Raw genomic sequence first — 12,923 nt, forward strand, 5'->3', positions numbered from 1 at the left:
AAAGTGGCTAGATTAACAAAAAATCAAAAAGCGGCACTATCCAAAATTGAAGCTGGTAAAGCATACTCTTTGAAAGAAGCTTCGGCTTTAGTTAAAGAAATCTCATTGACCAAATTTGATGCTTCTGTGGATATCGACGTTCGTTTGGGCGTAGATCCTCGTAAAGCAAATCAAATGGTGCGTGGTATTGCAACATTACCTCATGGTACTGGTAAAACTGTTCGCGTTTTAGTTTTGTGTACTCCTGATAAGGAAGAAGAAGCGAAAGCGGCAGGTGCAGACTACGTAGGTTTAGATGATTACATCAGCAAAATTGAAGGTGGTTGGACTGACGTTGATATCATTATTACTATGCCTAGTGTTATGGCTAAAGTTGGTAAATTGGGTCGTATTTTGGGTCCGAGAAACTTGATGCCTAACCCTAAAACTGGTACAGTTACAACAGAAGTTGGTAAAGCTGTAACAGATGTAAAAGGTGGTAAGATCGATTTCAAAGTTGACAAAACCGGTATCATCCATACTTCTATTGGTAAAGCGTCGTTCGATGCAGATAAAATATATGATAACGCATTAGAGGTATTACAAACTCTAGCACGTTTGAAACCATCTGCAGCTAAAGGAACTTACTTTAAAAGTATTCACATTTCCTCAACTATGAGTCCTGGTATTCATATTGAGACTAAATCAGTAGCAGGTATTTAATCATGAGAAAAGAAGAAAAACAAGAAATTGTTCAAGCTTTAGCCGAACAGATTAAATCTTACGGTAACTTCTATATTGCCGATACTGCTGAGTTGTCAGTTGAAAAAGTGAATAACATTCGTCGTAAATGTTTCGAGCAAGGTATCGAAATCAAAGCGGTAAAAAACACGTTGATCAAAAAAGCATTGATCGAAGCTGGTGTTGACGAAGAAGATATATTTGGAACACTTAAAGGTGCTTCTACAATGTTATTTTCTGAAGTTGCAAACGCACCTGCGAAATTGATCAAAGAGCTTCGCAAAGCTGGTGACAAACCAGTATTGAAAGCTGCTTATATTGAGCAAACGGCATTCGTTGGAGATAATCAATTAACTGCATTAGTTAATCTTAAATCTAAAAACGAACTTATCGCTGATGTTATCGCTGCATTGCAGTCACCTGCGAAAAATGTTATCTCGGCTCTTCAATCAGGAGGAAATACTGTTGCAGGTTTGGTAAAAGCTTTAGAAGAAAGAGGTTAACGAATCCTCTAGAACAAGAATTATTCGTTACAATTTAATTAACAATTTTTACAAAGTACATTCAAAAATTCAAAATAAAATGGCAGATTTAAAACAACTTGCTGAACAGTTAGTTAACTTAACAGTAAAAGAAGTTAAAGAATTAGCTGATATCTTAAAAGACGAGTATGGCATCGAGCCTGCTGCTGCTGCTGTTGCTGTAGCTGCTGCTCCAGCTGAAGGTGGTGCTGCTGCTGCTGAAGAGAAAACTTCATTTGACGTTATCTTGAAAGAAGCTGGTGGTCAAAAATTAGCTGTAGTTAAATTGGTTAAAGATTTAGCTGGATTAGGCTTGAAAGAAGCTAAAGATTTAGTTGACGGAGCACCTAAAGAATTAAAAGCTGGTGTATCTAAAGACGAAGCAGAAGCTTTGAAAAAACAATTAGAAGAAGCTGGTGCTGTTGTTGAGATTAAATAATCTCAACTAATTAGCCCGAAAAGGTTTAGACTCTGACGATTTTTCGTCAGAGTCTATTCCTATTTATATCAATACGCCACTATGCTGTGTATATGCTGGGCACAGTGGACATGTGGTTTACAGCATGCATGTAAGCGCAGTTTTTTTAAAACTAAAATTCATATTCCCTTGGCAAACAATAATATTCAACAAGAAAGAATAAACTTTGCGACAAGTAAGAAAGTATTGGAATATCCAGATTTCTTAGATGTGCAATTGGAATCTTTCAAGGAGTTTTTTCAATTAGAAACTACTTCTGACAACCGCCATCAGGAAGGGCTGTTCAAGGTATTCTCGGAAAACTTCCCTATTTCTGATTCAAGAAACATTTTTGTGCTAGAGTTTTTGGATTATTTCATTGATCCACCACGTTATGATATCCAAGAGTGTATCGAACGCGGCTTGACTTATAGCGTTCCTTTAAAGGCTAAGTTAAAGTTATCTTGTAATGATGAAGAACACGAAGATTTCGAAACTATTGTTCAGGATGTATATTTAGGGACTATCCCTTATATGACTCCTAAAGGTACTTTCGTGGTAAATGGTGCAGAGCGTGTCATCGTATCGCAATTACACCGTTCACCGGGCGTTTTCTTTGGTCAAAGTAGACACACAAATGGTACTAAACTTTATTCTGCAAGGGTAATTCCTTTCAAAGGATCTTGGATCGAATTCGCAACAGACGTAAACAACGTCATGTATGCTTATATCGACCGTAAAAAGAAATTCCCGGTTACTACCTTATTGCGTGCTATCGGTTACGATTCGGATAAAGATATCCTGGAATTGTTCGATTTAGCGGATGAAGTAAAAGTTAGTAAATCTGGTCTTAAAAAATATGTTGGTCGTCGTCTTGCGGCTAGGGTATTGAAAAAATGGGTAGAAGATTTCGTGGATGAGGATACGGGTGAAGTAGTATCCATCGACCGTAACGAAATTATCCTTGAGCGTGAAACTGTTCTAGAAGAAGATCACATTGATTTGATCATCGAAGCTGGCGTTAAGTCTATTATTTTAGCGAAAGACGATGACTCAAACAATGCGGATTATTCTATTATATATAACACTTTACAAAAAGATACATCCAACTCAGAAAAAGAAGCGGTAGAGCATATCTATCGTCAATTGCGTAATGCTGAACCACCTGATGAGGAAACTGCTCGTGGTATTATCGACCGTTTGTTCTTCTCTGATAAACGTTACGATTTGGGCGATGTAGGTCGTTACCGTATCAACCGTAAATTGAAGTTGGGTACTCCGGATGATACGAAAGTATTAACACGTGAGGACATCATCGCAATTGTGAAGTATTTGATCAATTTGATCAACTCTAAAGCCGAGGTCGATGATATTGACCACTTGTCAAACCGTCGTGTACGTACTGTAGGTGAACAATTATATGCTCAATTTGGTGTAGGTCTATCTCGTATGGCCCGTACAATCCGCGAGCGTATGAATATCCGTGATAACGAGGTGTTTACACCGACCGATTTGATTAATGCACGTACACTTTCGTCGGTAATCAATTCGTTCTTCGGTACAAACCAGTTGTCTCAGTTCATGGACCAAACTAACCCTCTTGCTGAAATTACGCACAAGCGTCGTTTGTCAGCTTTAGGTCCAGGTGGTCTTTCTCGTGAGCGTGCAGGCTTCGAGGTCCGTGACGTTCACTATACACACTATGGGCGTCTTTGTACAATTGAAACACCGGAGGGTCCAAACATCGGTTTGATCTCTTCGTTGGCTGTACACGCGAAAATTAACCACTTAGGTTTTATCGAAACTCCTTACCGTAAGGTAAAAGATGGAGTTGTTGTGGTTGACGAACCGGTCGTATACTTATCTGCTGAAGATGAAGATGGAAAAACAATCGCACAAGCGAATGCTTTGTATGATGACAAAGGTAATTTCGAAGATGCGAAAGTAAAAGCCAGATATGAGGGTGACTTCCCAATTATCGAGCCTAATATGCTTGATTATATGGACGTTGCTCCAAACCAAATTACATCTATTGCGGCTTCATTGATTCCTTTCTTGGAACATGATGATGCCAACCGTGCATTGATGGGATCGAACATGCAACGTCAGGCTGTGCCTGTATTGCGTCCGCAAGCTCCTATCGTAGGTACTGGTCTTGAAGGTCGTGTTGCAAAAGATTCACGTACATTGATCAATGCCGAAGGTCACGGTGTGGTCGAGTATGTAGATGCTGATGAAATTAAGATCCGTTATGACAGAAACGATGATGATCGTCTTGTATCATTTGATGATGATGTCAGAACATATAGATTGATCAAATTCAAGAAAACCAACCAGAATACTTGTATGAACTTGAAGCCTATCGTAAGAAAAGGTCAACGAGTAGAACCAGGACAGGTGTTATGTGAAGGTTATGCTACTGAAAATGGTGAATTGGCATTGGGTCGTAACTTGAAAGTAGCGTTCATGCCTTGGCAAGGATATAACTTTGAGGATGCGATCGTAATTTCTGAGCGTGTAGCGAAAGAAGATTGGTTTACTTCTCTTCACATTGAAGAATTCGAGCTTGAAGTTCGTGACACGAAACGTGGTGAGGAAGAATTAACCGCTGATATTCCTAACGTATCTGAAGAAGCGACAAAAGACTTGGATGAAAACGGTATTATCCGTATCGGTGCAGAAGTTGGTGGTGGCGATATCCTAATCGGTAAAATCACACCTAAAGGTGAGTCTGATCCTTCTCCAGAAGAGAAATTACTACGTGCAATCTTTGGTGACAAAGCTGGCGATGTGAAAGATGCTTCATTGAAAACTCCACCGTCATTAAAAGGTGTTGTTATCGATACGAAGTTATTCTCGCGTGCGAAGAAAATGTCTAAAGAGGTTGAACGTAAAACTTTAGAAAAACTAGAGGTTGCTCACGATAGAGCTGTTAAATCATTGAAAGAGCGTTTGGTTGAAAAATTATTCACTGTCGTGAATGGTAAAACTAGCCAAGGTGTCTACAATGTATATAAAGAGTTGTTGGTTGCTAAAGGTGCTAAGTTTACACAAAAAATCTTAGCTGAATTAGATTACAACAACATCAACCCAATGGGATGGACAACTGACGAAGATAAAAACGAGTTGATCAAAATGGCCCTTCATAATTATAACATCAAAATTAATGAAGAGCTAGGTTCGTTCAAGCGTGATAAATTCGCAGTATCTGTGGGTGATGAACTTCCATCAGGAATTGTGCAGATGGCTAAAGTTTACGTTGCTAAAAAACGTAAGTTGAAAGTAGGGGATAAGATGGCCGGTCGTCACGGTAACAAAGGTATCGTTGCACGTATCGTACGTGACGAGGATATGCCATTCTTAGAAGATGGAACACCAGTTGATATCGTGTTGAACCCACTAGGGGTACCTTCACGGATGAACTTGGGACAGATCTACGAAACCGTATTGGGTTGGGCTGGTCAAAAATTAGGTGTGAAGTTTGCTACACCAATCTTTGACGGTGCTGAAATGGATCAGGTACAGGATTGGGTAGCGAAAGCTGGCTTACCAAAATCTGGACGTACATACTTGTACAACGGATTGACAGGTGACCGTTTCGATCAACCGACGACAGTGGGTGTAATCTACATGTTGAAATTAGGTCACATGGTGGATGATAAAATGCACGCACGTTCAATCGGTCCGTACTCATTGATCACACAACAACCGCTGGGTGGTAAAGCACAATTCGGTGGTCAGCGTTTCGGTGAGATGGAGGTTTGGGCATTGGAAGCATTCGGTGCATCTAACATCCTTCAAGAAATCTTAACCGTGAAATCGGATGACGTGGTTGGTCGTGCCAAAACTTACGAGGCAATCGTAAAAGGTAACAACCTTCCGACACCATCGGTACCAGAGTCGTTTAACGTATTGGTACACGAGTTACGTGGATTGGGTCTAGATATCACATTGGATTAATTAAGCAATTAGGGCTTTGAAGGACTGCGGTTCTTCAAAGCTTCTGTATAAAGCTTTAACTTTTGAATAAGTATGTCTTACAAAAAAGATAATAAAATTAAAAGCAACTTCACTTCGATTACGATCAGCTTGGCTTCTCCAGAAACTATTTTGGAACGCTCAAGTGGTGAAGTTACAAAACCGGAAACGATTAACTATCGTACCTACAAACCAGAACGTGACGGTTTATTCTGTGAGCGTATTTTCGGTCCTGTAAAGGATTACGAATGTCACTGTGGTAAATACAAACGTATCCGTTATAAAGGTATCGTATGTGACCGTTGTGGTGTTGAAGTAACTGAGAAAAAAGTACGTCGTGAGCGTATGGGACACATCAACTTGGTGGTTCCTGTTGCACACATCTGGTACTTCCGTTCTCTTCCTAATAAAATTGGTTATTTATTGGGACTTCCTACCAAAAAATTGGATATGATCATTTACTACGAACGTTATGTGGTTATCCAAGCTGGTATTAAGGAAGAAGATGGTATCAACTTTATGGACTTCTTGACCGAAGAAGAATATTTAGATATTTTAGATACTTTACCAAAAGAAAATCAATATTTAGACGATAATGATCCTCAAAAATTTGTCGCTAAGATGGGTGCTGAGGCATTGGAAGATTTGTTGAAACGTATTGATTTGGATCAATTGTCATACGATTTACGTCACCAAGCTGCTAACGAGACTTCGCAACAACGTAAAAATGAGGCGTTAAAACGTCTTCATGTCGTTGAAGCTTTCCGTAGCTCACGTGAAAATATCGAGAATCGCCCAGAGTGGATGATTGTGAAGATCGTTCCGATCATTCCACCTGAATTGCGTCCTTTAGTGCCTTTGGATGGTGGTCGTTTTGCGACTTCGGATTTGAATGACTTATACCGTCGTGTGATTATCCGTAACAACCGTCTAAAACGCTTGATCGAAATCAAGGCTCCTGAAGTAATCTTACGTAACGAAAAACGTATGCTTCAAGAAGCGGTAGACTCTTTGTTTGACAACTCACGTAAAGTGAACGCTGTGAAGACAGAAGGTAACCGTGCATTGAAGTCTTTATCTGACATTTTGAAAGGTAAACAAGGTCGTTTCCGTCAAAACTTGTTAGGTAAGCGTGTGGATTATTCGGCTCGTTCGGTCATTGTGGTAGGTCCTCACTTGAAATTACACGAGTGTGGTCTTCCTAAAGATATGGCGGCTGAGCTTTACAAACCGTTTATCATCCGTAAGATGATCGAGCGTGGTATTGTAAAAACAGTAAAATCCGCGAAAAAAATCGTAGATCGTAAAGATCCTGTGGTATGGGATATCCTCGAAAATGTATTGAAAGGTCACCCTGTATTACTAAACCGTGCACCTACGCTTCACCGTTTGGGTATTCAGGCTTTCCAACCTACATTGGTGGAAGGAAAAGCGATCCAATTGCACCCATTAGTGTGTACAGCGTTCAACGCCGACTTTGACGGTGACCAAATGGCGGTTCACTTACCTCTAGGTAATGCCGCAGTTTTGGAAGCCCAAATCTTGATGTTGGCAGCACACAATATCTTAAACCCTGCGAATGGTTCTCCAATCACAGTACCATCTCAAGACATGGTATTGGGTCTTTACTATATCACCAAAGGCCGTAGAACTGCTGGCGATCATATCGTAAGAGGTCAAGATATGACTTTCTATTCCGCTGAAGAGGTTATCATTGCTTTAAATGAGAAACAGATCGATCTTCACGCTTGGATTAAAGTCAAAACAAAAGTGAGACAAAAAGATGGTAGCATCGTTGATACCTTGTTAGAAACAACTGTAGGTCGCGTGATCTTCAACCAAGTTGTTCCTGATGAAATGGGTTTCGTAAACGAACTGCTTACCAAAAAATCTTTACGTAATATCATTGGCGAGATTGTGAAGACAACGGGTATGGCTCGTGCTGCACAATTCTTGGACGATATGAAAGAATTGGGATATCAAACAGCCTTCAAAGGTGGTCTTTCTTTCAACTTGGAAGATTTGAACATTCCTGCTGCGAAAGCTGAATTGATCCAACAAGCAACGAACGAAGTTGAAGAAGTGATGAACAACTATAACATGGGTTTCATTACCAACAACGAACGTTACAACCAAATCATCGATATCTGGACGCGTATCAACAATAGATTGACTGCACACGTTATGGATATTCTTTCGAACGATAATCAAGGTTTCAACTCAGTTTATATGATGTTGGATTCAGGAGCCCGTGGTTCGAAAGAGCAGATCCGTCAGTTATGTGGTATGCGTGGTCTGATGGCGAAACCTCAAAAATCCGGTACTTCAGGTGGTGAGATTATTGAAAACCCGATCCTTTCAAACTTTAAAGAAGGTTTGTCCGTATTGGAGTACTTTATTTCTACCCACGGTGCGCGTAAAGGTCTTGCCGATACGGCGTTGAAAACGGCGGATGCGGGTTACTTGACTCGTCGTTTACATGACGTCGCTCAGGATATGATCGTTGTGGAGCAAGATTGTGGTGGTTTGCGTGGTATCTACACAACAGCATTGAAAGATAATGATGATGTTGTTGAACCATTATTCGACCGTATCTTGGGTCGTACTCCATTACATGATGTATTCCATCCGGAAACAGAGGAATTGATCGTTGCTGCAAACGAAGATATCACGGAAGAGATTGCTGAAACTATTGAAAAAGCAGGTATTGAGGGGGTCGAAATTCGTACTGTATTAACTTGTGAATCGAAACGTGGTGTGTGTGCTTGTTGTTACGGTCGTAACTTGGCATCTGGTAAACGTGTTCAATTGGGTGAAGCTGTCGGCGTTATCGCAGCACAATCAATCGGTGAGCCAGGTACACAGTTGACACTTCGTACGTTCCACGTGGGTGGTACGGCATCAAATATCGCCGCTGACTCAAGCATCATTTCTAAATACGACGGTAAAATCGAATTTGAAAACGTACGTACTGTTTCGCAAACAAACGATAATGGCACACATCAGGTAGTCTTAGGACGTTCTGGTGAGATTAAGATCATTGATGCACATAATAAAATCGTATTCCAACAAAATATCCCTTATGGTTCACAGTTGTTCGTTGAGGATGGCGGTACAGTAGCTAAAGGCGATAAATTGGTCGAATGGGATCCATATAATGCAGTAATTATTTCTGAATTTGCTGGTAAAGTTGAATTTGACGCAATTATCGAAGGTGTTACCTTCCGTGAAGAGTCAGATGAGCAAACTGGTCACAAAGAGAAGGTAATTATTGAAACACGTGATAAAACGAAAAACCCATCCATCAAGATTCTTGATAAATCGGGAGAGGTTATTCGTACCTACAATATCCCAGTAGGTGCCCACGTTGCAGTTGCTAATGGTGTAACAGTGAAAGAAGGTGGTATCCTAGTTAAAATCCCTCGTTCTACAGGTAAAACGCGAGATATCACAGGTGGTCTACCACGTGTAACGGAATTATTCGAAGCACGTAACCCTTCTAACCCTGCTGTAGTAACAGAGATCGACGGTGTGGTAACATTGGGTGGCGTGAAGCGCGGTAACCGTGAGATGTCTATCGAGTCTCGTGATGGTCAAATCAAGAAATACTTGGTACCTCTTTCTAAACATATTCTTGTTCAGGATAATGACTTTGTGAAAGCTGGTATGCCATTATCAGATGGTTCGATTTCTCCTGCGGATATCTTGTCGATCAAAGGTCCATCAGCGGTGCAACATTACATTGTGAATGGTATCCAAGAAGTATACCGTCTGCAAGGTGTGAAGATCAACGATAAACACTTCGAGACCATCGTTCACCAAATGATGCAAAAAGTTAACATCGAAGATCCAGGAGATACGCGTTTCTTAGAAAAAGAAGCCGTTAACAAATGGGATTTCATGGAAGAAAATGATTCCTTGTTCGACAAAAAAGTGGTTGTTGATGCAGGAGACTCCAATAATTTACGTCCAGGACAGATTGTTTCTTTACGTAAGTTGAGAGAAGAGAACTCTAGTCTGAAACGTCGTGACTTAAAACTTGTAGAAGTGCGTGAAGCAATTCCGGCAACTTCAAGTCCATTGTTGCAAGGTATCACTAGAGCATCGTTGGGTACGAAATCGTTTATCTCTGCTGCCTCTTTCCAAGAGACAACAAAAGTATTGAATGAAGCTGCTATCGCAGGTAAACGTGACAACTTGTTAGGTTTGAAAGAAAACGTAATCGTTGGTCACTTAATTCCTTCTGGTACAGGTATCCGTCAATACAGCAATTTAATCGTAGGCTCTCGCGAAGAGTACGATCAATTATTGGCTTCGAAAGAAGAAGATTAATCGTTAATCGATTATTTCATATAGAAGGTCCAAGTGTATGCTTGGACCTTTTTTTATTGGCTGATTTCATTGGCCGAAAGAACCTTCAGTCCACTTTCATTGTTGCTGGTGTCTGCGAAATCATCAAGATTTTGTTTTTGGACAACACTGGACTAACTAATATATTGTCTGGGAATCTGTGAGGATCAGAAATGGATATTGGTTAAATTTTGGTATCGTTATGAACTCCCGCGTTTCTGTTATGCGCTATATCGGAAGGATAGAGCTTCTTATTCTCTAACGGATAAGAAATGGAAGTATTTATTGATTCTGATTTGTGTTTTAGGTACTCTTTTATAGCTATCTCCAATAGTCTTTCCTTGAAATAATCTCCCAATGTTACAGTAGGTTAACGTGGATATTAAAAAATAATAAACAAAAGGCTTGGAAGTTTGCCCGAAAACTCCCTATCTTTGCACCACTCCGCAAGGGAGGGACGGTTACTTCGAAAGAAGGAACCATGAAAAAAAGAAGGGTTTAAGAGGGGTCGGCAGGATTTAAAATCCCGCTGAGTTTATTTTAAACGCGGAAATCGAAGAAAGGGAAAAGAAAAAAAACTTTAAAAGTTTTTTGGAAGTCCGGAAAAGATTTCTACCTTTGCAGTCCCAACGGAAACGGAGGGAAACAAAAAAAGATAAAGAGGGGCTGGTGCCCATCGGAATATAGCGGATACGGAAGTTGAAGCGAGAGAAGTTCTTTAAGAAAACACAATCATGTAAGCGTGACGGGTAGACAGACGAAAGTCGAAAGTCATGAACAAATTCAAGAATAGTTCAATTCGGTCCAAGATCAGAGATATAAAAAAAGAATTCTGATTATTATAAATAGTTGGAATCAAAAACTTCATTTTACAATGGAGAGTTTGATCCTGGCTCAGGATGAACGCTAGCGGCAGGCCTAATACATGCAAGTCGGACGGGATTTAACTTAAAGCTTGCTTTAAGTTAATGAGAGTGGCGCACGGGTGCGTAACGCGTGAGCAACCTACCTCTATCAGGGGGATAGCCTCTCGAAAGAGAGATTAACACCGCATAACATCAACAGTTCGCATGTCCGGTTGATTAAATATTTATAGGATAGAGATGGGCTCGCGTGACATTAGCTAGTTGGTAGGGTAACGGCTTACCAAGGCGACGATGTCTAGGGGCTCTGAGAGGAGAATCCCCCACACTGGTACTGAGACACGGACCAGACTCCTACGGGAGGCAGCAGTAAGGAATATTGGTCAATGGGCGGAAGCCTGAACCAGCCATGCCGCGTGCAGGATGACTGCCCTATGGGTTGTAAACTGCTTTTGTCCAGGAATAAACCCAGATACGAGTATCTGGCTGAATGTACTGGAAGAATAAGGATCGGCTAACTCCGTGCCAGCAGCCGCGGTAATACGGAGGATCCGAGCGTTATCCGGATTTATTGGGTTTAAAGGGTGCGTAGGCGGCCTGTTAAGTCAGGGGTGAAATACGGTGGCTCAACCATCGCAGTGCCTTTGATACTGACGGGCTTGAATCCATTTGAAGTGGGCGGAATAAGACAAGTAGCGGTGAAATGCATAGATATGTCTTAGAACTCCGATTGCGAAGGCAGCTCACTAAGCTGGTATTGACGCTGATGCACGAAAGCGTGGGGATCGAACAGGATTAGATACCCTGGTAGTCCACGCCCTAAACGATGATAACTCGATGTTGGCGATAGACCGCCAGCGTCCAAGCGAAAGCGTTAAGTTATCCACCTGGGGAGTACGCCCGCAAGGGTGAAACTCAAAGGAATTGACGGGGGCCCGCACAAGCGGAGGAGCATGTGGTTTAATTCGATGATACGCGAGGAACCTTACCCGGGCTTGAAAGTTAGTGAAGGATGCAGAGACGCATCCGTCCTTCGGGACACGAAACTAGGTGCTGCATGGCTGTCGTCAGCTCGTGCCGTGAGGTGTTGGGTTAAGTCCCGCAACGAGCGCAACCCCTATGTTTAGTTGCCAGCATGTGATGGTGGGGACTCTAAACAGACTGCCTGCGCAAGCAGAGAGGAAGGTGGGGACGACGTCAAGTCATCATGGCCCTTACGTCCGGGGCTACACACGTGCTACAATGGATGGTACAGCGGGCAGCTACATAGCAATATGGTGCTAATCTCTAAAAGCCATTCACAGTTCGGATTGGGGTCTGCAACTCGACCCCATGAAGTTGGATTCGCTAGTAATCGCGTATCAGCAATGACGCGGTGAATACGTTCCCGGGCCTTGTACACACCGCCCGTCAAGCCATGAAAGTTGGGGGTACCTAAAGCATGTGACCGCAAGGAGCGTGTTAGGGTAAAACCGATAATTGGGGCTAAGTCGTAACAAGGTAGCCGTACCGGAAGGTGCGGCTGGAATACCTCCTTTCTAGAGTATCGCGGACCGGTACTCGTCACGTTACATATGATTGAAAAAGAATAAAACATCAGAAGAAAGTGCCCGCCCCGGATGGAGCGGTCCCTGAGAGAGATAGATGAACAGAATAGCTAGTCCCGTAGCTCAGTTGGTTAGAGCACTACACTGATAATGTAGGGGTCAGCAGTTCAAATCTGCTCGGGACTACGAAATTAAAAAGGGGAATTAGCTCAGCTGGCTAGAGCACCTGCCTTGCACGCAGGGGGTCAACGGTTCGAATCCGTTATTCTCCACGTTCTTAGTACATAGTATCAAGTATTTAGTATGAAGATGACGGTATAGCGATATATAGGAGTCTAAATACTAACATCTAACTACTGGTTACTAAAAAAAGAGTTCTTTGACATATTGAAAGAGAAAAAAAATTACAAGAGAAGACAACAGTAGAGACAATACGTGTATGTGTCTGATGTAAAGAGGAGACCCCCGGTGAATGCCGGACGAATCT

Annotated in this window: 5 protein-coding genes, 2 tRNA genes and 1 rRNA gene; all 8 read left to right on the forward strand. The window is 41.7% G+C overall.

The features are described from left to right. Nucleotides 1–3: 3 nt before the first annotated feature. The 8 genes from rplA to ABTV71_RS04860 all read left to right on the forward strand — a co-directional run bounded on the left by rplA (nucleotide 4) and on the right by ABTV71_RS04860 (nucleotide 12,708). The gene (gene rplA, locus ABTV71_RS04825) at nucleotides 4–702 is read left to right on the forward strand and encodes a 50S ribosomal protein L1 (RefSeq protein WP_046672240.1); all 699 of its coding nucleotides are present in this window, start codon (nucleotides 4–6) and stop codon (nucleotides 700–702) included. A 2-nt stretch (nucleotides 703–704) separates the two neighbouring features. After that, the gene (gene rplJ / locus ABTV71_RS04830) at nucleotides 705–1,223 is read left to right on the forward strand and encodes a 50S ribosomal protein L10 (RefSeq protein ID WP_121126308.1); all 519 of its coding nucleotides are present in this window, start codon (nucleotides 705–707) and stop codon (nucleotides 1,221–1,223) included. A gap of 79 nt (nucleotides 1,224–1,302) precedes the next feature. Continuing rightward, nucleotides 1,303–1,680 carry a 50S ribosomal protein L7/L12 gene (gene rplL / locus ABTV71_RS04835; protein WP_002992785.1) on the forward strand — a complete coding sequence of 126 codons (378 nt, stop codon included), beginning with the start codon at nucleotides 1,303–1,305 and terminating at the stop codon, nucleotides 1,678–1,680. Between the two features lie 168 nt (nucleotides 1,681–1,848). Then, nucleotides 1,849–5,658, forward strand: coding sequence for a DNA-directed RNA polymerase subunit beta (gene rpoB / locus ABTV71_RS04840; RefSeq protein ID WP_121126315.1), 3,810 nt, complete (start codon nucleotides 1,849–1,851; stop codon nucleotides 5,656–5,658). Between the two features lie 72 nt (nucleotides 5,659–5,730). Further along, nucleotides 5,731–10,008, forward strand: coding sequence for a DNA-directed RNA polymerase subunit beta' (gene rpoC / locus ABTV71_RS04845; RefSeq protein ID WP_433902388.1), 4,278 nt, complete (start codon nucleotides 5,731–5,733; stop codon nucleotides 10,006–10,008). 889 nt (nucleotides 10,009–10,897) lie between these two features. Continuing rightward, a 16S ribosomal RNA gene (locus ABTV71_RS04850) occupies nucleotides 10,898–12,427 on the forward strand. A 121-nt stretch (nucleotides 12,428–12,548) separates the two neighbouring features. Then, a tRNA-Ile gene (locus ABTV71_RS04855) sits at nucleotides 12,549–12,622 on the forward strand. Nucleotides 12,623–12,634: 12 nt separating this feature from the next. Next, nucleotides 12,635–12,708, forward strand: a tRNA-Ala gene (locus ABTV71_RS04860). Nucleotides 12,709–12,923: the final 215 nt, after the last annotated feature.

This window comes from Sphingobacterium puteale, from assembly GCF_050986225.1.
GTDB lineage: Bacteria > Bacteroidota > Bacteroidia > Sphingobacteriales > Sphingobacteriaceae > Sphingobacterium > Sphingobacterium puteale.

Coding starts and splice junctions, on each gene's coding strand:
- rplL (WP_002992785.1), top strand. CDS start 1,303: ATGGCAGATTTAAAACAACTTGCTGAACAGTTAGTTAACTTAACAGTA.
- rpoC (WP_433902388.1), top strand. CDS start 5,731: ATGTCTTACAAAAAAGATAATAAAATTAAAAGCAACTTCACTTCGATT.
- rplJ (WP_121126308.1), top strand. CDS start 705: ATGAGAAAAGAAGAAAAACAAGAAATTGTTCAAGCTTTAGCCGAACAG.